General features: G+C 45.1%; 23 protein-coding genes and 2 pseudogenes. 3 read left to right on the forward strand and 22 right to left on the reverse strand.

The genetic code is table 11. From position 1 onward, the window contains the following. Position 1: 1 nt before the first annotated feature. From bamA to rpsB, 9 genes and pseudogenes are all read right to left on the reverse strand, one after another. Positions 2-2,341: an outer membrane protein assembly factor BamA gene (gene bamA / locus CBI30_RS08825; RefSeq protein ID WP_370652542.1), complete on the reverse strand. Its 2,340-nt coding sequence runs from the start codon at positions 2,339-2,341 to the stop codon at positions 2-4. 33 nt (positions 2,342-2,374) lie between these two features. Beyond that, positions 2,375-3,481 (reverse strand): M50 family metallopeptidase, encoded by a 1,107-nt coding sequence (locus tag CBI30_RS08830; RefSeq protein ID WP_240553551.1) that lies wholly within the window; start codon positions 3,479-3,481, stop codon positions 2,375-2,377. Positions 3,482-3,493: 12 nt separating this feature from the next. Next, complete coding sequence (ispC, locus tag CBI30_RS08835; protein WP_088527940.1) at positions 3,494-4,684, reverse strand: 1-deoxy-D-xylulose-5-phosphate reductoisomerase; 1,191 nt, start codon at positions 4,682-4,684, stop codon at positions 3,494-3,496. Further along, on the reverse strand, positions 4,684-5,511 hold the full coding sequence (locus tag CBI30_RS08840) for a phosphatidate cytidylyltransferase (protein ID WP_088527941.1): 828 nt from the start codon (positions 5,509-5,511) through the stop codon (positions 4,684-4,686). The genes ispC and CBI30_RS08840 overlap by 1 nt, the downstream gene beginning before the upstream one ends. Before the next feature lie 18 nt (positions 5,512-5,529). After that, positions 5,530-6,303, reverse strand: a complete 774-nt coding sequence (locus CBI30_RS08845) for an isoprenyl transferase (protein WP_088527942.1) — start codon at positions 6,301-6,303, stop codon at positions 5,530-5,532. Positions 6,304-6,334: 31 nt separating this feature from the next. Next, positions 6,335-6,895 carry a ribosome recycling factor gene (gene frr / locus CBI30_RS08850; protein WP_088527943.1) on the reverse strand — a complete coding sequence of 187 codons (561 nt, stop codon included), beginning with the start codon at positions 6,893-6,895 and terminating at the stop codon, positions 6,335-6,337. Between the two features lie 11 nt (positions 6,896-6,906). After that, entirely contained in the window at positions 6,907-7,617 is a 711-nt protein-coding gene (gene pyrH, locus CBI30_RS08855) for a UMP kinase (protein ID WP_088527944.1), read from the reverse strand. 189 nt (positions 7,618-7,806) lie between these two features. Beyond that, a pseudogene (gene tsf, locus CBI30_RS08860) lies at positions 7,807-8,686 on the reverse strand (translation elongation factor Ts). Next, positions 8,686-9,435 (reverse strand): 30S ribosomal protein S2, encoded by a 750-nt coding sequence (gene rpsB, locus CBI30_RS08865; protein ID WP_088527945.1) that lies wholly within the window; start codon positions 9,433-9,435, stop codon positions 8,686-8,688. Before rpsB ends, tsf begins: the two are co-directional and overlap by 1 nt. Before the next feature lie 268 nt (positions 9,436-9,703). Here rpsB and map point away from each other — a divergent pair, with 268 nt between their 5' ends. Beyond that, entirely contained in the window at positions 9,704-10,540 is an 837-nt protein-coding gene (map, locus tag CBI30_RS08870; protein ID WP_088527946.1) for a type I methionyl aminopeptidase, read from the forward strand. A gap of 14 nt (positions 10,541-10,554) precedes the next feature. Further along, positions 10,555-13,158 carry a [protein-PII] uridylyltransferase gene (locus CBI30_RS08875; RefSeq protein ID WP_088527947.1) on the forward strand — a complete coding sequence of 868 codons (2,604 nt, stop codon included), beginning with the start codon at positions 10,555-10,557 and terminating at the stop codon, positions 13,156-13,158. Between the two features lie 29 nt (positions 13,159-13,187). On the opposite strand, the gene CBI30_RS08880 is transcribed toward CBI30_RS08875, so the two are convergent. From CBI30_RS08880 to CBI30_RS08940, 13 genes and pseudogenes are all read right to left on the reverse strand, one after another. Beyond that, positions 13,188-14,708, reverse strand: coding sequence for a CYTH and CHAD domain-containing protein (locus tag CBI30_RS08880; protein WP_088527948.1), 1,521 nt, complete (start codon positions 14,706-14,708; stop codon positions 13,188-13,190). Between the two features lie 46 nt (positions 14,709-14,754). After that, complete coding sequence (locus tag CBI30_RS08885; protein WP_088527949.1) at positions 14,755-15,237, reverse strand: SixA phosphatase family protein; 483 nt, start codon at positions 15,235-15,237, stop codon at positions 14,755-14,757. 246 nt (positions 15,238-15,483) lie between these two features. Further along, positions 15,484-16,716: an acetate/propionate family kinase gene (locus CBI30_RS08890; RefSeq protein ID WP_088527950.1), complete on the reverse strand. Its 1,233-nt coding sequence runs from the start codon at positions 16,714-16,716 to the stop codon at positions 15,484-15,486. 11 nt (positions 16,717-16,727) lie between these two features. Beyond that, positions 16,728-18,155: a bifunctional enoyl-CoA hydratase/phosphate acetyltransferase gene (locus CBI30_RS08895; RefSeq protein ID WP_088527951.1), complete on the reverse strand. Its 1,428-nt coding sequence runs from the start codon at positions 18,153-18,155 to the stop codon at positions 16,728-16,730. Positions 18,156-18,157: 2 nt separating this feature from the next. Further along, positions 18,158-20,536, reverse strand: coding sequence for a DUF3141 domain-containing protein (locus CBI30_RS08900; protein ID WP_088527952.1), 2,379 nt, complete (start codon positions 20,534-20,536; stop codon positions 18,158-18,160). A gap of 66 nt (positions 20,537-20,602) precedes the next feature. Further along, positions 20,603-21,196 carry a GNAT family N-acetyltransferase gene (locus tag CBI30_RS08905; RefSeq protein WP_088527953.1) on the reverse strand — a complete coding sequence of 198 codons (594 nt, stop codon included), beginning with the start codon at positions 21,194-21,196 and terminating at the stop codon, positions 20,603-20,605. A gap of 5 nt (positions 21,197-21,201) precedes the next feature. After that, a pseudogene (locus tag CBI30_RS08910) lies at positions 21,202-21,871 on the reverse strand (3-oxoacid CoA-transferase subunit B). Positions 21,872-21,885: 14 nt separating this feature from the next. Beyond that, a complete protein-coding gene (locus CBI30_RS08915) occupies positions 21,886-22,548 on the reverse strand; it encodes a CoA transferase subunit A (protein WP_088527954.1) in 663 nt (220 codons plus the stop codon). 6 nt (positions 22,549-22,554) lie between these two features. Next, positions 22,555-22,872, reverse strand: coding sequence for a hypothetical protein (locus CBI30_RS08920; protein WP_088527955.1), 318 nt, complete (start codon positions 22,870-22,872; stop codon positions 22,555-22,557). A gap of 2 nt (positions 22,873-22,874) precedes the next feature. Beyond that, the gene (locus tag CBI30_RS08925) at positions 22,875-23,636 is read right to left on the reverse strand and encodes an enoyl-ACP reductase FabI (protein WP_088527956.1); all 762 of its coding nucleotides are present in this window, start codon (positions 23,634-23,636) and stop codon (positions 22,875-22,877) included. Positions 23,637-23,794: 158 nt separating this feature from the next. Continuing rightward, positions 23,795-24,343 (reverse strand): phasin family protein, encoded by a 549-nt coding sequence (locus CBI30_RS08930; RefSeq protein WP_088527957.1) that lies wholly within the window; start codon positions 24,341-24,343, stop codon positions 23,795-23,797. A gap of 153 nt (positions 24,344-24,496) precedes the next feature. Then, complete coding sequence (locus CBI30_RS08935; RefSeq protein ID WP_088527958.1) at positions 24,497-25,090, reverse strand: SRPBCC family protein; 594 nt, start codon at positions 25,088-25,090, stop codon at positions 24,497-24,499. 110 nt (positions 25,091-25,200) lie between these two features. After that, complete coding sequence (locus CBI30_RS08940) at positions 25,201-25,491, reverse strand: HU family DNA-binding protein (RefSeq protein ID WP_240553552.1); 291 nt, start codon at positions 25,489-25,491, stop codon at positions 25,201-25,203. A 137-nt stretch (positions 25,492-25,628) separates the two neighbouring features. Here CBI30_RS08940 and CBI30_RS08945 point away from each other — a divergent pair, with 137 nt between their 5' ends. Beyond that, positions 25,629-26,048: a hypothetical protein gene (locus CBI30_RS08945; protein ID WP_088527959.1), complete on the forward strand. Its 420-nt coding sequence runs from the start codon at positions 25,629-25,631 to the stop codon at positions 26,046-26,048. Positions 26,049-26,088: the final 40 nt, after the last annotated feature.

Genomic DNA, 26,088 nt, shown 5'->3' on the forward strand with positions numbered 1-26,088 from the left:
ATTAAAACGCTGTACCAACTTGGAACTGCAAACGCTGGATATTGTCCGTTGGTAACGATTTGATCGGAATACCATAACTGAATTTTAGCGGGCCCAGCGGTGATATCCATGATAAACCTAAGCCATAAGAATATCGCAAGACGAGATTGATATTTTCGTTATAAACATTACCACCGTCCACGAAACTAAATACCCGCAGAGTCTTGTCAACGCCAGAGCCAGGCACTGGAACGGTGTACTCGATGTTGGTGACAATTTTGGACTGGCCACCCGTCGGCTGATTAAGGCCTGTATAGGTATTGACATAGGTAGGCCCGAGAGAACCCGGCGAATAACCACGAACCGATCCGATGCCACCAACATAGTAGTTTTTGGTAATTGGGAATGGATATTTACCGTAAGCCTCGCCGTAACCGACCTCACCATTAAACGACAAGATATTGCCTTTTGAGAAGGAGTGGTACTTTTGGTATTGGCCAAAAATACGGTAGAACATCATGTTGCCAACAGGAGTTCCCACTTCAGCATTAAGTTGCTGCAATGATCCGGTCGACGGAATGAGGGCGCTATCACGACCATCACGGGACCAACCAACGGTGACTGGAACGTTATAAGTATTTAATGTCGCTGGGTAGCCAGGCGCCGCAATGCCATAGTCCTGCATGTAATTTAAATACGGAGTTGGCGTATTGACGCTGGATTGAATCTGGAATACTTCAAAGCCAGTGCCAAAGAAGACTCTATCTACTTCAGTGTAAGGAACGCCAAACTTAACGTTGGAGCCTACCGACTTGATTTGATAATCAGGATCGCCTGTGTAGTACAGCGGCTTTGATGATCGATAGTACAAATCGGTATATCGACTAATACCCTCTTCAGTGAAGTAAGGGTCGTAGTTAGACAAAGCCAAGCTTTGATTAATCTTACCCATTGAGAAATTAAGCCCTACTGCAGTACCTGTACCAAACGCATTTTCTTGGTTAATACCCGCAGACAAAATTAATTTCTCAGTTGATGAGAAGCCGGCACCTAAAGTAATTGCACCAGTCGGCTTTTCAGCAACCTTCACATTCACATCAACCTGATCGGGAGATCCCGGAACATCTTGTGTAGATACATCAGTCTCTGTGAAGTAACCCAAACGACCTAGGCGCTTCTTAGATAAATCAATCTTCTCACTATCGAACCAAGAGCTTTCGAACTGACGCATCTCGCGACGAATGACCATATCGCGCGTCTTTGCATTACCAGTGACATTCACCTGACGGACATAGACACGGCGACCTGGGTCAACCACGAGAGTTAAATCAACCTCACTTAAATCGCGACGAATATCTGGTTGCGGGTTAATGGTGGCAAATGCATAACCATAAGAACCCAGAATTTCAGCAATGGCTTTAGTGCTCTCCGTCAGCTTTGCTGAGGAGAATGTATCACCAGGTTTGAGGGCCACAAGCTGAATAAGCTCGGCCTCTTTGCCCAACAAGTCGCCAGCCAAACGAACAGCCTTGACGGTGAACTTATTGCCCTCACGAATACTAATCGTGAGGTAAATGCCCTTCTTGTCTGGAGTAATCGATACCTGAGTCGATTCAATCACAAACTCGAGGTAACCTCTATTGAGATAGTAAGAGCGGATATTTTCTAAGTCAGCTGTGAGCTTTTGCTTGGAATATAAATTGTCTTTGCTGTACCAAGATAACCATCCGCCGGTCTTGAGCTGCATCTGGCTTTTGAGAGTGCTCTCACTGAATACGGCATCACCGATGAAATTAATCTCCTGAATCTTCGCTACAGGACCTTCATCGATATTGAAATAAATAGCCACTTGATTGCGCTCAACTGGGGTTACCGTGGCAACTACCTCAGCGGCATACATACCCTTACCAACATATTGGCGCTTGAGTTCTTGCTCAGCCTTATCGATCAATGCTTTGTCATAGAAGCGGGCTTCTGCTACACCGACAGCTTTGAGGGATTTACGCACTATTTCTTGGTCAAACTCTTTCATCCCGGTAAATTCAATGCGGGAGATAGTTGGACGCTCTTCAACGATCACAATCAATACATTGCCTTGTGCCTGAATCTGAACATCACGGAAGAAACCAGTGCTGTACAGGGCCTTGATAGCCTCAGCACTCTTCTCTTCTGTGAAGGTATCACCGACTTGAACTGGTAGGTAACTAAACACCGTGCCCGGCTCAACTCGCTGCAATCCCTCAATTCGAATATCTTTAACAACAAAAGGATCCGCTGCTTGTGCAGTCAGACACAGACCAGCAACAACAACTAGGGCGACTTGGGCAACAAATCGAGATACAGAGCGAAAAGAAGGGATCAAAAAATTCAAGGTGAAAGGTAGCGTTGCAAATCGTTAAACAAGGCTAGCAAGGAAAGGGATATCAGCAGCAAAAAAACCCACTTTTTGGAGCTTTTCCTGCATGGATAGTGAAATTCGCTTACCAGCAACCAACTCCCATCCATCATACAGGAGCTGACCCCCATCTAGCATTGGCAGGGGGACCAAATTCAAGAGTCCAATACTGATACTCATGAGGGCCAAAAAGGCTGCAAATGGCTGCCAGCCCACCTGAGCAGACTTCCCTGCCATATCGGCAATACTTAAAGGTCCACCAAGCTGCTTTAAGGCAGTCTTTCCAGTAAATAAACCCAGCATTAGCCGCAGGGAGACCTTGGTAATTAAATACACCCGCTGACTTGCAAAGCAAAGGGCTTCTATAGGACCCAATTTGAGCTCCGTCCACTCTGACGGTGGGCTGAGTTGTGGCAGCAGGCCCAGCGCTTGGAATGGGTCAGATTCTGGAGCAATCTGCGGTAAATCGCCCTGCCTGAAGGATTTAATATGGCGACGACCAGAAACATCCTGCAGATCAAGGGCAAAGCCCTGCTCCCCAGTTAAAGCATCCAAGAGCAGCCAGCGCAAGGCATTCCAGCTAGGAACGGGATCAAACTCCTCAAGAATTGGGGCGCCACTGTAATCTGTCGACAGGGATTGCCAGCCGATGACCTGATCTCCGGCTGCCACCCCTAATTTTGCGGCAATAGATTGCTCGGGAGGCGCCTGGAGCCGAGCGGGCAATTGAGGAACACCCGAGACGTAAATAACAGAGAACAAAATAACGGCTAATAAGAAGTTAGCAAACGGCCCTGCTGCCACGATCAAGGACCGTTGCCAAAGAGGCTTTACATCAAATGATTCTGGACGCTCTGCGGGGTTGATCGATTGCTGAGTATCTCGCCCGTCCAGCAATTTGACATAGCCTCCCAAGGGTATAGAAGCGAGAACCCATTCGGTCCCGTTATCGGCTCGATAAGTAAATAAAGGTTTTCCAAACCCCAAAGCAAAGCGCAGCACCTTCACACCACATAAGCGGGCCGCTAAAAAGTGGCCATACTCATGGAAGCTCACGAGTACTCCAAGTGTGGCTAAGAATGCAGCAAGAGTAATTAAAGCTTGCACAAGTTCACCGATCTATCGCTTGATATTACGAATGAAATCATTTGCAATCTGACGGGCTTTCGCATCTGCACCGAGAATGATCTCTAGGGAATCTGCAGAAACTGATGGCACAGCATTCAATGTACCCTCTACCACCTCGGCAATCTGTAGATAAGGCAAGCCTTCATCCAAAAATGCAGCGACTGCGATTTCATTAGCAGCATTCAATACAGCCGGTGCAGTGCCTCCTGCATTTGCGGCAGCAAACGCTAAACTCAGACATGGAAATTGAGAAAAGTTTGGCTCCGAAAAACTGAGGCCGGCCAACTGCGTCAGATTTAACTGGGCAACGCCAGCATCAATCCGCTGAGGCCATGCCAATCCAAAGGCAATCGGCGTACGCATATCAGGCTGACCCATTTGCGCCAGTACAGAACCATCTCGGTAGCGCACCATGGAATGCACCACGCTCTGTGGATGAATCAATACCTTAATTTTTTCTAGCGGTAAACCAAACAACCAAAAAGCTTCGATGACTTCAAGTCCTTTGTTCATCATCGTTGCAGAATCAACGGAAATCTTTCTACCCATTACCCAGTTTGGATGCGCGCAGGCTTGCTCAGGCGTAATCGCCGCTAAGTCTGCGATCGGTATATCTCTAAAGGGCCCACCAGAAGCAGTTAACCAAAGCTCTTCAACCCCCAAATACTCTGCTGGGGTCTTTGTAAATTGCGCTGGTAGACATTGAAAAATCGCATTGTGCTCACTATCGATCGGCAGTAACTCACCGCCACCAGCTTTCATGGCTTGCATAAATAAGTTGCCAGACATCACGAGCGCTTCTTTATTGGCTAGTAATACGCGCTTACCAGCTTGCGCTGCAGCTAAGGTGGGAACAAGGCCAGCAGCTCCAACAATTGCAGCCATGACAGTATCGCAAGCAGAATCAGTGACAGCAGTTACCAAAGCTTCAGGGCCGAACAAAACTTGAGTCTTGATATGCTTATCTGTCAGCAATTGACTTAAACGGGCAGCCCCTATTGCATCGGCAACCACCGCAATGGCAGGCCTAAACTCGATGCATTGCTCAGCTAGGCGCTCAATTTGCTTTGCTGCAGTGAGTGCCACCACCTGAAAGCGGTCAGGATGCGCACGAATGACATCCAAGGTGTTGACGCCAATCGACCCTGTAGATCCTAGGATGGCAACTTGTCTAATAGACATCAAATCAATCCGGCTAGCAGTGCAGCAATCGGCATCGTTGGAATCAACGCATCAACGCGATCCAAAACACCGCCGTGACCAGGCAACAAATGACTACTATCCTTCACGCCAGCCAGGCGCTTTAATTGTGACTCAAATAAATCACCGAACACGCTAAATGCTACCAACACCGTCACCATCAAGAACGTGGGAACCCAGCCAAAGCGAATGGCCCACGCACCAAACAAAGTATCTCCAAGAGGTAAATACACTACGCACAAGAATGCATATAAGTAGCAAAGCACTAAGCCCCCTACTGCACCTTCAATCGATTTTCCTGGGCTAATTTGCACGGCAAGCTTATGTTTACCAAAAGCCTTGCCAACAAAGTAAGCGCCAATATCAGCAATCCAGACTAAAGCCATGCTGCTCAATAAAAACATCAAGCCAAGCTCACGCAAGAAAACTAGGGCGAACCAGGTTGCCGGAAGAATGATGAGTCCGAGGATGCTGTAAAAAGGCTTCAATTTCTGAAGAGAGAGATTCATACCCTTTGCCAAAATAAATGGCGCAAGAAAGAACCAAAACAAAACAGCCATCATGAGCAAAGAAAACTGCCATGAGATCGCTTGCATACCCAATAAAAACAAAATGATTACCAAGCAAAAAGCAGCATAAAGCCAGGCGGCCATCTTTGCCTCCGGAGCAATCATGCGACTCCACTCCCAGGCAGCAGCAACCAGCGCAACCAGAAAGAAAGCGCCTAGATAAAACGGTGGCAATAAAAACAAAATGGGCAATAGCACTGCCATCAGAATGGTGGCAGTAATAATTCGAGTTTTTAGCATAAGGGGATAGTGAGGTACTTAGACTGCGTCGCTCATTGGCTCGGATGCCAACTGAGCACTGGTTCGGCCAAAACGACGTTCACGCTGACTAAACCAATCAAATGCTTTATGAAGTTCAGCTTCATCAAAATCAGGCCAAAGAATGTCCGTGAAATACAGTTCGGTATAAGCCAATTGCCACAGCAAGAAATTGCTCACTCGCTGCTCGCCACCCGTACGAATAAATAAATCGGGTTCCGGGGCGTAGGCCATCGACAAATGTGGCTGCAATAATTCTTCGGAAACTTCCTCGGGCTTTAAGTTGGGATTAGCAACTAAACATTGGCGCATCGCCTGCAAAATATCCCAACGTCCACCATAGTTAGCGGCGATAGTAAAAGTAAGGCCCTTACAGCTGGCAGTCTTTTCTTCAGAAAATTGCACCATCTCCTGAATAGTGGAATCAAATCGATTTAAGTCACCAATGAGTCGAAGTGAGATGTCGTTTTCAGCCAAGCGCGATACTTCGCTTTTCAATGACTTCAAAAATAGCTTCATTAAAAAGCCCACCTCTTCTGGTGGCCGGCGCCAGTTTTCAGAACTAAACGCAAATACGGTAAGGTACTCAACACCTAGACGGCGGCACTCTTGAACAATCTTACGAACAGCAGTCAAACCCTCGGAATGGCCCGCCACACGTGGCATGAAACGCTTACTAGCCCACCGACCATTGCCATCCATAATGATGGCAACATGGCGTGGAATAGCATTTACCTCGGGAACAACTAAGGTAGAGCTAATGTGTTGTGTCATAAGTGGTGATAGATAAAAATGAATCTGACGACTAAACCGTCATGATCTCTTTTTCTTTTTCTGTAACGATCTTATCGATATCCACTACAGCTCGATCTGTCATCTTCTGAATGTCATCTGTTGCACGACGCTCATCATCCTCGGAAATTTCTTTATCTTTGGTAAGGCGCTTTAAATGTTCATTGGCATCACGTCGCAGATTACGCACGGCAATCTTCGTATCCTCACCTTCGTTTCTGACAACCTTTGTTAAATCACGACGACGCTCTTCAGTTAAGGCGGGCATTGGTACGCGAATAACCGTACCCTGTGATGCTGGATTCAGGCCTAAATCAGAATCCCGAATTGCCTTCTCGATGGCGCCGACCATAGTCTTTTCAAAAGGCTGAACGTTAATGGTTCTGGCATCAGCCAAACCTAAGCTAGCGACTTGGCTCAACGGTGTTGGATTACCGTAGTAGTCAACCTGGATGTGCTCCAAAATTCCGGGGTTTGCACGGCCAGAACGAATCTTCGCCAAATTGGTCTTCAAAGCCTCAAGAGACTTTTGCATCTTTTGATCGGTAGTGGTTTTAATTTCTGTTGCGGACATCAGGCCTCCTATTAAACGTGTACTAAAGTACCTTCAGACTCACCCCGAACTGCACGCATCAAGGCGCCGGGCTTGAGAATCGAAAATACTTTGATTGGTAATTTGCGATCACGACACAACGCAAACGCAGTTGCATCCATGACCTGTAAGTTTTTAATGATGGCTTCATCAAAGGTAATAGTTTTGTACAGAGTAGCCGTTGGGTCTTTCATTGGGTCGGCGCTGTAAATACCGTCGACCTTAGTAGCCTTCAGTACGATCTCCACACCCATCTCGGCGCCACGCAATGCGGCAGCGGTGTCGGTAGTAAAGAAGGGGTTTCCTGTGCCAGCTGCAAAGATCACCACTTTGCCTTCACCCAAAGCGCGGATCGCACGAGGACGAATGTAGGGCTCAACCACCTGATCCATTCTTAAAGCGGATTGCACGCGTGCCTCAACGCCTTTTTGACGTAAAGCATCTTGTAGCGCCAAGGAGTTCATCATGGTTGCAAGCATTCCCATGTAATCAGCTGTAGCGCGATCCATACCGGCCGCACCACCCGCTACTCCACGGAAAATATTGCCACCACCAATTACGATCGCTAACTGAACACCGCTATTCACCACATCGGCAATTTCTTTCACCATAGAATCAATGGTGACTGGATTGATACCAAAAGCATCATCGCCCATCAGGGCTTCACCAGAAAGTTTTAAGAGAACACGTTTGTAGGCTGGCATCGTTTTATTTTCCGTAATGTGCCAAGCAATTTACTCGCTTAGCTTATTGATCTTTAAGTACTTTTTAATATCTTGCTCAAATTATAAAGGGCTTGGGGCAGATCAAACAAAAGGGCACGGAAACCGAGATTCCCGTGCCCTTTTGAGGATTACAGCCTTACTGGGTAAGCCCAGCAATATTGGAGCTAATTAAGCGCCTTTAGCAGCGGCAACCTGAGCAGCAACTTCAGCCGCAAAGTCGTCTTGACGCTTCTCAATGCCCTCGCCCACAACAAACATGGTGAAACCCTTGATTGTTGTATTGGCAGCCTTGAGCATTTGCTCAACAGATTGCTTGTCGTTTTTAACGAAAGTCTGGTTCAACAAAGACACCTCTTTGAGGTACTTCTGAACAGAACCTTCAACCATCTTCTCAACGATTTCTGGTGGTTTGCCAGATTCAGCAGCCTTTTGAACGGCAACACTACGCTCAACAGCAATTGCTTCAGCAGGAACATCAGCCATCGACAAAGCCACTGGCTTCATTGCAGCAATGTGCATTGCTACGTCTTTAGCTGCAGTCTCGTCGCCCTCAAACTCAACCATGACACCAATACGAGTGCCGTGGAGATAAGAAACCAACTTGCCGCCATCAGCAAAACGCTTAAAGCGACGTGGCATGATGTTTTCGCCGATCTTACCGATCAATGCGCTACGAACCTCGTCCACTGTTTGACCGTTCATTGGTAATGCAAGCAATGCAGCAACATCAGCCGGATTCTTTTCAGCAACCAACTTCACGCACTCATCAGTAAACGCCAAGAAGTCATCGTTCTTGGAAACAAAGTCAGTTTCGCAGTTCACTTCGAGCAAGGCACCATTAGCGCCACTGATAAATGAAGCAACAATACCTTCAGCAGTAACGCGGGATGCAGCCTTACCAGCCTTGCTACCGAGCTTTACGCGCAGAATTTCTTCTGCACGAACCATATCGCCATCAGCCTCAGTCAATGCTTTTTTTGCACTCCATCATCGGAGCATCAGTTTTGGCGCGTAACTCGCCAACCATTGCAGCGGTAATAGCGGCCATTATTCAGCTTTCCCTTCTTCAACAAACTCTTCTTCGCCTTCTTTAACGGCAGCCAAGATTTCTTGAACAGAATTGGATTTGCCTTCGAGGATTGCATCAGCAATGCCGCGAGCGTAGAGAAGAACAGCTTTGCTTGAGTCATCGTTACCAGGGATGATGTAATCAACACCTTCTGGTGAGTGGTTGGTATCGACTACAGCGATAACAGGAATACCAAGCTTGTTCGCTTCAGTAATAGCAATCTTGTGATAACCAACGTCCACTACGAAAATTGCATCAGGAACGCCATTCAAATCCTGAATACCGCCAAGCGCTTTTTGCAATTTGTCGAGATCACGATCGTTAGTCAAAGCTTCTTTCTTAGAAAGCTTTTCCCAGTCGCCAGCTTCTTTAGCAACTGCCATGTCCTTCAAACGCTTGAGGGAACCTTTAACAGTTTTAAAGTTGGTGAGCGTACCGCCCAACCAACGACTGTCAATGTAAGGCATACCAGCACGAGCAGCTTCTTCAGCAATGATCTCGCGAGATTGACGCTTTGTACCAACAAATAAGATAGTTCCACGATTGGCAGCAATTTGTTTTGCAAATTTCAGGGAATCCTGAAACATTGGCAATGTTTTTTCCAAATTGATAATGTGAATTTTATTGCGATGGCCGAAAATATAAGGGGCCATTCTTGGGGACCAGAAACGGGTTTGGTGACCAAAATGGCAACCGGCTTCCAGCATTTGACGCATAGTTACTGACATAACTTCTCCTAAGGGTTAGTTTCTAAGATTGAGTCCTAGCTGCGCTAAAAAACGCCACCCTGGAAGGCTCAACCCGCGATTTCAGATCAAAATTGACCTGAGAAAGAAATTATAGCTTAAATATCAATGGTCTAGCCAGCCCTACCCCAGTTTCAGACTGGGGGTTAAGGGGTAAAAGTACTCTTGTAGACGGTCTAATGGGGCAGATTGCCTATTATTTAGGCATTACGCCTCTGCCAAAAACCCCCAAGTCGTTGATAATCAAGGCATGAATAGTGTATTTACCGCCGAAAAAGACATCCAAGGGATGCGCGAAGCTGGCCGCTTAGCCAGTGAAGTTCTTGATCATGTAGCGCCCCACATCAAGGCAGGCGTCAGCACTGGTGAGCTGGACCGCATCTGCCATGAATACATGCGTGATGTCCAAAAGACCATTCCGGCACCCTTGAACTATCAGCCGCCAGGCTACCCGCCCTTTCCAGCGTCCATCTGCACCTCGGTGAATGATGTGATCTGTCACGGCATTCCTGGTGAGAAAATTCTGAAAACAGGTGATGTCGTTAATCTCGATATCACCGTAATTACGCCAGACGGCTACTACGGCGATACCAGCCGTATGTTTATGGTGGGCGAAGTATCTGTGCTCGCAAAGCGTCTGACTCAAATTACCTTTGAGTGTATGTGGCTCGGCATTGCGCAAGTCAAGCCCGGTGCATCACTAGGTGATATTGGCCACGTGATTCAAACCCATGCTGAAAATGCAGGCTACTCCGTAGTACGTGAATATTGTGGCCACGGTATTGGCAAAGTCTTTCATCAAGATCCGCAAATTCTTCACTATGGACGTCCCGGTACCGGTGAAAAACTTAAAGAGGGAATGACCTTCACGATTGAGCCAATGATTAACGCTGGCAAACGTGACATTCGCACTATGCCGGATCAATGGACTGTAAAGACTAAAGATCGTAGCTTGTCTGCTCAGTGGGAGCACACACTTTTGGTAACCGCCACTGGCGTAGAAGTGCTCACCTGGTCGGAAGGAAGTAATCCGATACCGGATTGCGTTAAAGGTCTTTCGTTTAGATCAAGCCAAGCTACCGCTTAACCATCTGAAGCTTAATGAGTCAATCCCTCTCAGGCTCCAAGCCTATTGTAGATATTGCTAGCTTACGAGCTGCACGTGAGTTGGCTTATGTGGATTTTCGTGAGCATCAAGTTGTTGGCAGACTGACGAAGCAACTGAGTAAGCTCAGCGATGAGTTACTGATGAGTTTGTGGAGCTCTTGCGACCTGAACTCAGATGCCGCCTTAGTGGCAGTGGGCGGGTTTGGTCGAGGGGCACTCTTTCCTTATTCTGATATTGATATTTTGATTCTGCTGCCAGCGGATAAGCAATACTTTGAAGAAGTTCTAGCAGGCAAGATTGAAAAGTTTGTAGCGCAATGCTGGGATACCGGCTTAGAGATTGGTTCCTCCGTTAGAACGGTGGCTGAGTGCGTTTCCGAAGCAGAGCAAGACATTACCGTGCGCACCTCCCTACTGGAATCACGACTGATCTGCGGCAAGAAGTCACTCTTCAAAGAATTTGAAGCTACTTACGAGAAGACTTTGGATCCAAAGTCGTTTTTTCAGGCTAAGTTAGCAGAGCAAATACAGCGTCACTACAAATATCAAGATACGCCCTATTCACTAGAGCCAAACTGCAAAGAAAGCCCTGGCGGATTACGTGATTTGCAGGTGATTACTTGGGTGAGCAAAGCAGCGCATTTAGGTGGCACTTTTAAAGATCTCAGTCTGGCAGGCCTGGTTACTCAACGTGAGTTAACCGAACTCAATCGCAATCAACGATTTTTAGAAACCCTGCGCGCAAACTTACATCTACTTGCCGGACGCAGGCAAGATGTCCTGGCATTTGACCTGCAAACGGCTCTGGCTGCCGCCATGGGAATTAAAGAAGAATCTTCAAGGCTGGCCAGCGAAGCCATCATGCGTCGCTACTATTGGGCTGCCAAAGCGGTAAGTCAATTAAACGATGTCCTATTACAAAATATTGAAGCGCTACTCTTTCCTCAAGAATCTAAAACGACGCATGCCATTGCTGGAGAGGGCAATGAAAATTTTATTGAGCGTCAAGGCGTCCTAGATATTACTGACCCTCAGTTGTTTCAGAAACATCCAGAGCAGATTCTGCGCACCTTCTTGGTTTTTGCACAAACAGCTAACGTCAAAAGTTTGTCCGCAACTATTTTTAGAGCTTTATATAACGCACGCCAAAAAATGGATAGCAAATGGCGCAAAGATCCCGTTAATCGGGCGCTCTTCATTGAAATACTTAAACAGCCAGAAGGCGTTAGTCGCGCATTCCAGCTCATGAATCGCTCAAGCGTATTGGGGCGTTACTTACCCGCCTTCAGAAAAATTGTTGGCCAGATGCAGCATGACTTATTTCATGTGTATACGGTTGATCAGCACATCTTGATGGTTCTGCGCAATATTCGCCGCTTTATGGTGATTGAGCATACCCATGAATTTCCATTCTGCAGCAGCCTCATAGCTCATTTTGAAAAGCCTTGGCTATTAGTTATTGCCGCTCTTTTCCATGATATTGCCAAAGGACGTGGTGGTGACCACTCTGAACTTGGCAAAGCGGACATACGCAAGTTTGCCAAGGATCACGGCCTAGGTAAGAGGGATACAGAGCTTTTAATCTGGTTGGTAGCAGAACATCTAAACATGAGCCAAGTAGCTCAGAAGCAAGACATTACCGACCCAGAAGTCGTGCAAGCTTTTGCTAAAAAGGTGGGCGATGAGCGCCATCTCACTGCTCTCTACCTACTCACCGTTGCTGATGTACGCGGTACCAGCCCTAAAGTGTGGAATGCCTGGAAAGGCAAGTTGCTAGAGGATCTCTATCGCGTCACTCTGCGTGTACTCGGTGGTGCGAAGCCAGACGCCTCTTCAGAGCTCGCACAGCATCAAGAAGAATCACGCACTAAGTTACGACTTTATGGCATTGAGGATGATGCCTACGATAATCTGTGGAAGAAATTAGATGTCGCATTTTTCTTGCGACAAGATGCTGCTGATATTGCCTGGCTCACACGCCATCTATTTAATAAGGTGGATAGTGATACTCCGGTAGTTCGAGCTCGCCTTTCCCCTGTCGGTGAAGGCCTGCAGATTGCGGTGTACGTCAAAGACCAGGAAGACTTATTTGCCAGAATTTGCGCCTACTTTGAGCGTCATGGATTCTCCATTTGGGATGCGCGCATTCATACGACAAGACATGGCTATGCATTGGATACCTTCCAGATCTCCGGCAGTAATTTGGTGGATGAAGGTGGTAGCTATCGAGACCTTATTCAGCTGGTGGAGTACGAACTTACGGCCGCACTACAACATAACGATCCCCTGCCCTCACCCAGCATGGGTCGCCTCTCAAGGCAATCTCGCACCTTCCCTATTCAGCCACGAGTACATATGACTCCGGATGAGCGTGGTCATTACTATGCCCTCTCCCTCTCAGCAAGTGACCGGACAGGACTTCTCTATGCAATCTCCAGAGTATTAGCAAAACACCAGGTTTCATTACATACCGCTCGCATCAATACTTTGGGCGAACGAGTAGAAGACGTATTCCTCTTGGATGCCGCCAATCTGAGTAAAAATCCTAAGCTACAGATCTTGCTAGAGACAGATTTATTAGAGGCGCTCGGGACCTAAGTTCGAGACTGTAGTTTTTGCAAAATCCGCTAGATTTTCCAAGCTAACTCACTTTGAATCAGCTTTTTGATGCTTTTCTCACACAAAGAACGAACGCGTTGGCGCTCGGCCTTGAGCCAGCCAAGAGCAAATAGTAGGGTTGGATCGCCCTCAGTCAAACCTTCAATTCGACTAATGGATACACAAATATCATTAAACAAGCCAAAATGATCAAGCGTGCTTGAGATGGATTTAAAGAATTTACGATATTGATTTTTATCGCAGTAGTCCCTAAAAAACTCAAGCGAGTAACGCATGAATTTCATTTTTTTTCGTAAAGTATGAATTTCTTCGTCCTCTAATACAGCAAATCTCGGCACTCGATCAACTACAAAATGAAAAGTGTTATTTAACAACTTCACTGCAGTCTTTTTAATCGCGGCGGAATTCTCTTGAGCGTCTTTGCCTTCTACAGCCTCAACAATTGGAGGAGTCCCAAGAGACATCAACTCAATCAATAAAAGCTGGAACTCAGCATTTCGAGTGATATGAGATGGATTGGGCAAATCCTGAATGGCACTCAGCTTGATCTCCGGCCCACCGAGAGATAGGAGCACAGGATTCAAGGTGCCAGTCAGGTAATCACTATCCCGATACTGACCAAGTGCATCAAAAGTCTTTTTAAAAACCTCCAGACCTTCTTCGCCAATAAAAATATTGTGTCTTGCCAAATACTTGAATAGAACCTTTAAGCGCCTTAGCCCGACCCGTAACTGGTGAAGATATTCGGAGGGGTTAAGGGCTTCAGAATTTAGGACGCTTTGATTTGGTAATACCTGACTCAAGCAGGAGTGAATCAACAAATTGATAGCTGCCATATCACCGTGAATCTTTTTAAGGGAGACAGACTTAGCTCGCACCGGAGGGCTTGCCTGGAGATTGCGTGCCAATAAGTAACCGTGCTCAGACTTGCTTCGCGTATCAATGTAGGCCTTATACCGCTTGATAATATTTTGTGCGTGAAGGAGGACGTTACTAGAGGGCCCTTCTTTTAATTCAATCTCCAATTCCTGAACGACGGTCTTAGTCATGCCAGTGGGCTGATTTACCTGAATGAACCCCAAATCCAAAGCGTACTCAACCAAGCCTTGACGGGTTCTTACCAAGGCTTTTCGTCTCCATATATCCGTCTGATAAGAAGCCTGAAGATCTTTAGTTTGCAATTTAGAGAGGCGCTTCTTTAAAAGATGACCAGCCTCGTGAGATTGGTGAAGCCCTATATCCCAATGGGGAATCGCACTACCCACCACACTCAAAGTAACATTGTGCTCAAGCCGTTCAAGTGGGTTGGATGTAGAAACCTTTAGGGTCTGAATCCATTGCCTGCCTTCTTTTCGCAAGCGAAAGGCGACCCCTGCCTTAGTCAGTAAAAAATCAGGAGTATCAATATAGATAGCTTGTAAATGCTGCCTGCGAATACCCCCCTTCGAAATAATAAACTTTTCAATAGCCTGAAGCTTATCGCTGGGAAAGAGAAACTTTATTTCGAATTCACTGCTGTTAGTGGGCATTATTTAATTAAGAGTATGTAATGAGGGTGCTGTCTAAGAAGTTTGTTTAATTTAAAAAGCTAAATTTTGATGTCCTGTTTGTGAAAATATCATGCCACTCTTTAAAATCAAATGAAAACTTAATTAAAGAAGATGTCGACAATGAGATAGGCTCACCTGCTAAATAGGATGCCAAACTCATCAAACTAGGATTGTGCCCCACGATCATTAACTTATCGATCTTTTTTGAAACCGAAGAAATGACTTTTAATAAGTTCATTGCCTCAGCATCGTATAGCGCATCGTTAACCACTAAATGCGAATGCGAAATTTTTAATCCCTTTAAAATAATTTGCGCTGTAGTGATTGTGCGAACTGATGGGCTTGTAATGATTAATTCAATATCAAGGCCTTTTTTTGACAGCTTGCTAGCGAGCTTACTAATATCCTTAACCCCTTTATCAGATAGAGGTCTATCTTTATCCGGAATCAAAATTCCCCCAGTAACTGCTTTTGCGTGACGTAAGAGAAATAAAGATTTTGAGCCCATTTTCTAATTGTCCGCTCAATATACGATCGATACTCTAAACCTCAAAGATGAACCTACCGAGTTTAGGCCCACTTCATTTTTCTTTCTTTTCTTTGCCTATTTTTTCCAACTTACCATCTCCATAGGTGCACCAATACCTAATATCGTCGCCTAAATTATCTATCTCTTTTCTAGATAACTCTCTGTACTCCATTAGATTGAGCATCCCAGTTTTTTTTAGCTTCTTGAGGATATCGTTATATAGACTCATATATTACTCACTTTATTTTTCACAACTCTATTATCACTTAGTTCAAGTGTATGCTTGGCAATTACCCGCTCTTCATCTGTATGGATTTTTAAACATAAAACCCTTGAGGAATCCGATGAAATAATGACTTCACCATCGAGATTTCTGGCCTCGTCTAAATCAATGCCAATCCAAGCCATCTCCCTTAAAACTCTACCCCGAATCACAGCAGAATTCTCTCCAATGCCGCCAGTGAAGACCACCACATCCAAACCGGCCATCAGCGCAGTTAATGCGCCAATCTCTCGCTTGACCTCTTTGACGTAATAATCAATAGCCTCTTTTGCTTCTGGAAGATCACAATTTTCTAGTATGCGCATATCATTCGAAAGCCCACCCGATAGTCCTTTTAAACCAGACTCTTGATATAAAACTCGCGCAATCTCAGTGGCATCCATACCTTCATGCTGCATCATGTAAAGCAATACACCAGGATCTATTTCCCCACAGCGGGTACCCATTGGCAGCCCATCTAAAGATGAAAAACCCATGGTGGATGCAACGGAGTCGCCATGATGTAAAGCCGTCATAGATGCGCCGTTACCCAAATGCGCAATGATCACTTTTTTTCTGGCATCCTTCGGAAACAGATGAATTAAACGGTCGGTAATGTATTCGTAAGAGAGCCCGTGGAAACCGTAACGACAGACTCCTTGCTCATAGAAATATCGTGGAATTGCATAACAATCATCTACAAACTTATGAGTGCGATGAAAGGCAGTATCAAAGCAAGCAATTTGCGGAATTCCACCGAAACTCTCTTGCGTGGCCCTGATGCCCGCGAGATTATGGGGCTCATGTAGAGGTGCAAGCACCATCAGCGCATCCAAGTCCTTCATTACTGCATCCGTAATTAAAGTGGGTGCACTATATTTTTGGCCACCATGAACAACACGATGCCCCACTGCAATCACGTCAACATCTTTTGCAAACTGATGTAACCAGTCAATCAAGAAAGATAGGGCCTCACGATGATTCTGTGGTCGAGAGCCATTTGGCAAAATAATGGTTTCGTCAGTATTTTTGGAAGCCAACTTCACCTTAATGCGAGCTTCACCACCAATTCCATCGATCTGACCGGCAATGATTTGATTGAGCTGGGGAACTAGAAATAAGGAAAACTTAATGGATGAGGAGCCAGCATTGATGGTAAGAATTGCTTGGCTATGTAAACCTGCATGAGTATCCATGATGAACAGCCTTAAACTTTGGCGTTACTCAAGCTAAAACTTGAATATCCATTTAGCTGAAACGCATGATAAAGCTGTGCCAAAGCACAAGACGCCAATCTAGCGAGTTCGTTATCAGCGCGACTGGTCAACATGATCGGTACTTGAGCACCCAAAACTAGGCCGGCAGGTTGCGCATGCGATATAAAAGTTAACTCTTTAGCCAACATATTTCCGGCCTCTAGGTTGGGGACAACCAATATTTGTGCCTTGCCGGCTACTGGTGAGGTAAGGTGCTTTGTTTTGGCTGCACCAACATCAATAGCATTGTCCATTGCCAAAGGTCCATCAACCAAGCCTCCAGTAATTTGACCGCGATCTGCCATTTTGGCCAAGATCGCAGCATCCATTGAGGATGGGATATTAAAGCTAACTGTTTCAACAGCAGAGAGCACTGCCACGTATGGAAAAACTATGCCACACGCTCTAGCCAGTTCAATCGCATTTTGAATGATGTCCACTTTAGTAGGCAAATCCGGGGCAATATTAATGGCAGCATCCGTAATAAATAGAGGCAGCTCTAAGCTTGCAACATTCAAAACAAATACATGGGAGATGCGCCTCAAGGTTCTTAACCCCCCCTCTTTTTTAACCACCTGGGAGAGCAGTTCATCTGAATGGAGGTTACCTTTCATGATCGCCGTTACTTTTTGCTGATGCACTAACTCAACAGCTTTAGCAGCAGCTAGCTTATGATCGGCAATATCAATTAGCTCAATACTCGAGATATCTAATTGAGCTTCTTCGGCTGCACTTTGAATTTTTTGTCGTGATCCGATTAAAATCGGTTTAATTAAACCCTCTGTCATTGCTAAAAATGCTCCCGCTAATGACATAGCATCATCAGGACAAACGACTGCTGTGGGCATCGGATCAAGTTTTTTAGCCTCAGCAATGAGTCGATCGAAATGATCGTACTCACCCATGAGCAAAGCCGGCAGCTCATTAGGCCCGAGATACACATTCTCCAATGGAGCATCAACAATGGCCGTTCCAGATGCTATGCAGACTCCATTAATATCTGAAACGGTAGTTTGAAATACAGCACCGGGACTTTCCCGCTTTTCGATAAGAGTCACGGCAATCTTCAAAAGATCACCAACGTGTGCCCTTCCCATAAATTCAAAATTCTGTGAGCGGTATAAGGTCCCTGGCCCAGGAAGGATATTACCCAAAACGCTGGAAATAAGGGATCCGATCCAGATAGATGGCGCAACAACTGATGTACTTCCTTCATTTTGAACATCAAGATGGGGAATGTTCAGCGGATTCATATTACCTGAGGCATGGGCAAACAAGAATAGGTCTCGAGCAGTTACACGTTTCTCAATAGAGGCTTGATCCCCTATCTTCAGCTCATGCCAAGTCCGATTCTTCAAGCCATTCACAGGTGCATTCATGATTAATCGGCCCTAGAATCGAACTCTTCAATAGCCACTGCATCCTTCAGGGGCGCTTCATCAGCAAGAGCCTTCTGATGATGTAGCAGATCTTCAATTTGCCCGTACATTTTTAAAGCAAATGGGTGCATGGTATCGCGAGGTCCCGCAATATCCATCACTAGCTTTAAGGCCTTCTTCTGGCTATCGGCTGATTTAAGCAAAATTGGAAGAGAATCAATCGCTAATTTAGGCTCCAAGTCAACAATCAAGGCTTGTTGGTGAACAATCTTGACAATATCTTCATGATCCATATCTGGGAATAATTTTGAATGCCCCAAGGCAATCAACTCACGCTCTAATCGTGTTCTACGAACATATCCACGTGCTTCATTTAATAAATGCAGGATACGAACAACGCCTTCAGCCAGTCCACCCCGATCTACATTAGCCAATGCCTTAAGCACTTCAGGTAATTGACGCACATCGACCATTGAGTGTTTTGGCAAGCCAGAATCTTTAGGGCTGATGATGGCTTTGATCAAAGGCGATGTATAGATAGAAAAGAAGCTAGTTTCTGTCATGGAATCGCGCATGCTTCGATACATGTTGAGCTGAGTCTCGATTAATTCGCTACCAACCTTCTCAGCCATGATGAAAGGATTATCTTTGCTAGCGGGTTTTCTATCTTGGGTAATGGTTTCCACGGCCCTATCTAACATCGGCATTATCGGATTCTTATCAGAGAAGATAACCCGTTGCGTTCTCAGTGGATGAGATTCACGTATCAAGACCGCAGTTTCAGGAGTCGACATATTTTGAATCGCAGGACGGACAAAACGGTCGTATATTGCAGTGTTGATATTGGACATCTGAGCTACTTCAGTAAATAACTCCTCATCATCTCTACCATCACCTAGAGCTAAGATATCACCCATTCCACGCGGCTCAAACCGAATATGTACGCGGTCTTCTTCATCATCTAGCTTCATTTCATAAAGCCCAGGTGATAAGGCTTCAATCGCCCGCACGGTATCCGTAATCGCCACGTGTTCACGACCAGCCACTTCGCTGGAGACAAAAATGCCTAGATGTCCAATTGTGTCATGCAGCATGTACACAATTCGCTGACCTCGAGCTTTGATCTCTTCTACGCTGGCGTATAAGTCAGGAATCCAATTTAATGCCTGTTGTGGCGGCGTAATATTGTCGCCATGAGATGCAAAGACAATGATTGGTGATTTAATCACTTTGAGATCGACTCGCTCCATCCCCAGGATAGCCTCACCCGTCGCCAATTTATTGCCAATAAATAAATTATCGAGAATCCAACGCATTTCAGCTTCAGTCATACAGCAATAGCCACCCCACCACTTTTCAAAATCCAGGAATCGTTGAGCTTCAGTATCAACATTGGAATATAAGTTGTAATATTTTCCAAAGAAACTATTGCCTGGGTTTAAGGTCTCAAAACTGGCCACTAAGTTTGCGCCATCAAACAAGCCATTTCCCATATCCGCTAGCATTAAGGCAGACATTGCACCACCCCGCATACCGCCGGTATAACGCATGGGGTTATCTCCAACCTTACCTGCCCAATAAGACATTGGGGAGCCATTAAGCACAATTGGGCCCATCAGATCCGGAACTGCCGCTGCCAACAACATAGCGGCCCAACCGCCCTGACAATTCCCAACCACAATTGGTTTTGGTGAATGGGGATGTTGTTCAACAATATGTTTTAAGAATACGATTTCAGCATCACGCACATCAACAATCGTTTGAGTGGGCTCTGGCATTGGTCTAAATGCAACAAAGTACACTTGGTGACCATCTGCAAAAGCCTCACCCACTTGACTGTCAGGTTTAAAACCGCCAATACCTGCCCCATGACCAGCGCGTGGGTCAATAATCATGACTGGAGCGCGCTTCTCATCGATCACAACACCTTTTGGTGGTGCGACCTTAAGCAATAAGTAATTCACAGGAGTGCTTAAGTTTTTCCCATCAATAATGACTTCGTATCCAAAATCTAAAACTGGGGGCATGCCCGATTCAACATGCTCCAGATATACATTGCCACGCTTACGCAGAGTTTCAAAAACCATCGCACTACGCTGGGTAGAGTCGGTTACATATTCCTGCCACATGCCCCATAGAGCACCTGGCTCTGAAGTCATTAGTGCGGCGGCTTTTTCTTTGGTTTTTTCTAGTAGCTTTTCAAGCTTATTAGATTCAGAGAGCATAATCCCTTGAAGCTTTTCATTATGTATTGAACTTAATTCTGAAATCTTATGTAAGGATTGCTTTTGTCCTTTACGAGATAATTCAGCAGCATGCATATTCTTTTGGAGAATATTTTTATAAGAATTCATAGGACTGTATTGGCTAAAATCAAACATTGCTGCCTCTCGCTGGATCGAAACTTCGTAGTTGGCCTATTACTCTAGGTTTAAAACATGTCAAATTCATGTAGCCGTTGTAACCATTGGATTTAGGTGAGCCACATAAGCAGTCTGATTTATGGCAATGTATATCTTGGCATCGTCTTCATCAGTGTGTAATTCGTAGCCTAGATGACGCATTAACACCAACATATCGTGGTTTTCTTTAATGACATAACCATAAATTTCAGATAAACCATTGAGCTTGGCGCAATCTAAAATCCCTTGCATTAAATGGGAGCCAATTCCTTCGTGATGGTAATCATCACTTACCGATAAAGAAAATTCGCCCCTAGTACTATTAACGTCACGAACATACCGAGAAATACCCACTAAGCTTTCTGGATCGTTGCTATTTTTTTTGATATAGGCGGCTAAAGCAAAATCGTCAGATGTAGAGGAGCTAATGATTTGCTCTAACAAAGTTTCTGGCAGAGTGGACATTGCATGCGCGTATCTAAAATATCGGCTTTGTGAGGATAAGTGCTGGAATAGGTCTAGCACCGCATCGTGGTCATCCCTCGAAATAGGTCTGATCTCATACTCACCACCATGAACCAGAGACCATGTCTTAATAAAGCTTGATTGAAGCGCGTTGATACTAGCTATTGCGTCCATTATCTTTAATCCCCCGCCAAATTCATTTCGTGAATATCCTCTGAAATAATCAGGGGCGTACCGGTTGCTGCGATAACTTCATCCACTGTTACACCTGGAGCCAACTCTCTTAATACCAAGCCCTCAGGCGTTGGCTCTATGACTGCTAAGTCAGTCACAATTAAACTTACCGGTCGTGTGGCTGTAAGAGGCAAGGTGCATTCTTGAACAATTTTGTGTATACCCTTCGCGGTATGCTGCATAGCGACAATCACTTTTTTGGCGCCTGAAACCAAGTCCATGGCACCACCCATTCCAGGAGCCATCTTGCCGGGAATCATCCAATTAGCCAATCTTCCTTGAGCATCTACTTGCAGACCACCCAATACAGTCATATCCAAATGCCCCCCACGGATCAGCCCGAATGAGAAGACAGAGTCAATTCTTGCGGCACCGGGTATCGCCATCACGGGAGTGCCCCCAGCATCAGTTAAATCATCATCCTCCATGCCCTCAGGAGGACGTGCTCCAAGACCAATGAGACCATTTTCTGATTGACAAAAAAACAGTCATATTTTTAGGTAGGTAATTAGCTACTTGCGTAGGGAGTCCTATTCCTAGATTCACCAACATGCCGTCTGAAAATTCCTTGGCAACACGTCTGGCAATCACTTCATTGGGCGAAAGTGTAGTCATGATTAGTTGCTTTCCTAGTGGTGCTTGTGCGGCATTGATATAAGCTCGGTCACAATCGCACCCGGCGTGATGACATCATTTGGAGAAATCATGCCAATAGGAACGATTTCATTGGCCTCGCATAACACTACTTTGGCAGCCATTGCCATGACTGGGTTGAAATTGGTCGCAGTGAGTTGATAGGCTAAATTACCAAGATAGTCAGCTTGATGCGCATGGATGAGTGCAAAATCTGCAAAGATGGGCAGTTCTAATAGCCAATCTTCACCATCAATATTGATGACTCGTTTACCCTCTTCAACTAGTGTGCCGATTCCGGTCTGGACCAATACGCCACCCAAACCAAATCCTGCTGCACGTATACGTTCCGCCAAATTGCCTTGAGGCACTAAATCAACGGTTATGTCTTTGCTAAACATTTTGGCCTGGGTTTCTGGATTCAAACCGATGTGACTGGCAATGACGTGCTTAACTTGACCGGTAGAAATCAGTTTTCCAATGCCATAGTTAGGCTTACCAGTATCGTTTGCAATAATGGTTAAGTTTGATGTGCCAGCCGCTACTAAAGCGTCGATCATGCGATGGGGCGAGCCGATGCCCATAAAGCCACCAATCATTAAAGAGGCGCCATTAGGAATGAGCGCAATCGCTGCTTCAACTGAAATTGCTTTTTTCATAATGAATTAATACTCCTCTGCATGGTGATGACCAAGATTGAGTCTTTGAAAAATATCTTCTTCTAGGGGGCTCTTTCCATCAGGAACACCATGCTCCGCTCTTAATTGATGTATGTGGCCTCTCAGCAAGATGAGACCTTTTAAGGTGGCTAACTTATAGAAATGCTCATGATCATCCGGTAGATTTTTTTCTAAGAGTTCATCAACAACATCAACTCGCTCGAGATCTACATTTAAAAAGTAAGCCAACCTCACTATCTCCTTATTAAGCTCATGAATATCCTCATTTAAGCGAATATCTTCCAATGCACTTTCTGGAAGCATGGCTATGCGACCGCATGGCAACCGCCATCTACATAAATCGTTTGCCCCGTCATACCACTAGAGCCATCGTCACATAAAAAGGCGGTTAAATTAGCAACCTCTTCCGTAGTGACTAGCCTACCTAAAGGCGCCCTCTCAATGGCATGCTTCATAAGTGCATCGAATTCTTCAATACCAGAAGCAGCACGGGTCAAGATGGGGCCCGGAGAAACAGCATGAACGCGGATCTTTTGCGGCCCTAATTCCAATGCCATATATCGAACCAAAGATTCCAATGCCGCTTTTACTGGACCCATTAAACCGTAATGAGGAACCGCTTCGTCAGCACCGATGTAAGTCATTGTTACCATGCTGCCCCCATCCTTCATATAGGGAAGGCATAAGTGGGCAATCTCTGCAAATGAATGACAGGAAACTGCCATAGCCCTAGAAAATCCTGCGCTAGAGCTATCAATCACTTTGCCATGCAGATCCTCTAAAGGAGCCCACGCAATGGAGTGGACGATAAAATCAAATTTGCCAAAACGTGTCGCCGCATCATCAATAAAAGTTTTTAACTGCTCAAGGTCTTCCACATTGCAAGACTGAACGGGGATATCAAGTACCAATAATCCCGGGGAAACAATGTCATAGGCTTTTTGGTTAAGGCATGAAGCCATTACTGAGGCACCCTCTTCGCCAAGCTTCTTGGCTACGGCATATGCGATGCTCTTGTCATTGGCTACGCCAAAAACAATTCCTTTTTTACCTTTAAGCATCTTCATTTCCCGATAAATTACTGACGGTTCATGTTGCTTGTGCAATATGACAATATGAAGGCTGAGCAGACTAATCCAGTATGCTAATTTGATCCAAATCAAATGCCCCAGTCATTTCTAACTGGGGTTATAGACCCAAAGCGGGCAAATAATACTAAAGCGAATTACTTTTTAGCCGATGCACGCTTAGCGGCAGGTTTTTCGACGGCAACATCCGCTTCAGTAACCTGATGAATTGCACGGTCCGCGCTGTCAATTGCATTATTTACTAACTTGCGGCCCTCTTTAAATGCTTTGCTCCCTGCATCAGAAATATCACGCACGACTTTCGCCAATTTATCGCCGCCAACAGGCATCTTCTGCTCAGCGTCATCGAGCCAGTCAGATAATGAATCTCGCGCCTTATCCAAATGCTTTTCAGCTTTTTCTGCAACATCATTACTCAAGTTATTCAGTAGAATTTTGGCTTTCTTATGGTAAACAACCATTCTTTCCCTGGCTTCTACAGCAGCACTCTTTTGCAGCTCTTCTAATTTCTTTAAATCATTCTGGGCAGCGCTCTTAGCCAAATCCATTGCATGTGTCATATGAATGCGTAACTCTTCGGCATGGTATTCACCCAACTGCTTTGCCGTATCCAGTAATTGATGTGAGAGCGAAAACAGCTCTTCTACTTTTTGCTTGTTCCATTCATGCATATCGATCTTTTTCATTTACTGCTCCTTATATTGAGGGCCAATAGATTCATCTAATACAACAACAATTTGATTCAATATAAGATTGTTATATGACAGTTTTGTCACAATACTATTATTTATTATGTCCTGGGCCCACATCCATTGATCACAACAAGGGAATTGGAGGCATTACAAAAAGGTAGATTTTTTACAGCCTGAATTTGATTCAAGTCGCTGTTGTGCTGCGCGCTCAGCCATCAACTCAAAGCGCTTATTGGTATTATTTTCTAAAAAATGCTTAATCAAAAACAGTGGAATGACCGTTTCTAGCTCAAAAGTAGCGTGGTGCTTGAAGCGGGTACCATTTTTCTCAGGCTCAAGCACCCAACTTCCTTTATAGGCTTTGGCATCCCCTTCAAGCTGAGTAAAGTCAAGGCGCCTATCTGACACCTCAGAAAACTCTAAAATTGAGCGCAGATTAATAGGAAAAAATAAGACTCGCTCCTCTACGATTCTCTCAACTTGAACCTTGTTACCAACGCGATCAATGACCTTGGATTCTCTGATGCCTGGAATATTCCTAGCCCCTTCGTAGTCAGTCAAAAAAGCATAGGCCTCACACTCGTTCACCGGCACTAGATAACTTGCCTGTACTTGAAAACCAGCACCAGATCTACCTACAAACACTTTTAAATCATAAGGAGCAATCTCAGCTGCGGCGCAGTTAGCCCAAAAGGCTGTTAGCAGTAGTGCGTAAATAATCCCTTTAGTAAATATAGCCATCAAAACCCAATATTTTTTAGCGTGAATTTCATTCTGAATGCCAATTATGACTATTTGAGGGCATTCCGATGCGCAAAAGCATCACTCGCACTTTGTGCTTCAAGCAAAAACTAGAGTGGACCCGCATTTACAGCATCTTTAAATGCAGAGCCCGCCTTAAACTTAACTACCCTACTGGCCTGAATCAGTACCGCGGCACCGTTAACAGGGTTTCGACCTATTCTGGCACTACGCTCACTCGGTACAAATGACCCCAACCCAATTATCCGAACGACATCATCACTAGAAACGGCATGTATGACGCGACTGATAAGAGAATTTAAAACTTGCTCAGCGGCAAGCGTGGAAATGTCTGCTCCTGCCGCAATATGTTCGATTAATTCAACTTTATTCATTTTCATACTCATCAATTAATTCAACTATGAAGAAAATTAACATGAGTAAATGACAAATAAGTATTTTTTACATCACTCAATTGTCACAAATTAATGCAAAAATGCGCAAATACCCAAGCTCCAAAAAATGAAGGAGTTTCCAGATGCAATACCAGATCATCCCTCTTGAAATTGGCTCCATTGTCGATAGAGAAATCTTCCAAAATGGCGACATGGAAATTAAGTGTGGCCTGGTTTGGAAACTGGGCTCGGTAGTCACTAATTACAAGCCTAGTTTTATCAAGAATTATGATCCCGATATTGGAATCTGTATTGCAGACATTAAAGGCGCCAACATTAGCGAAACCTACAATGGTGAAAAGGTAATCTATTTTTCACAAACGGTGCCCGAGGCAATGGAAGAAGAGCTCACCGACATCTTCTACGGAATCTCAAGAAAATTCTCCGGCCCCTATCAAAATATTTTTCAAGATTTAGAGTGGGAATTGATTCGCTCAGAATCTTTTATCTTTGGACAGTTAGACATTAAAGAAATAAAAGATCCCTATTTATCTTACAAGTAATTGACCACTTGCATTTTGCATCTGGTCAATTCCAGATTCA

This window comes from Polynucleobacter aenigmaticus, from assembly GCF_002206635.1.
GTDB classification, from domain to species: domain Bacteria; phylum Pseudomonadota; class Gammaproteobacteria; order Burkholderiales; family Burkholderiaceae; genus Polynucleobacter; species Polynucleobacter aenigmaticus.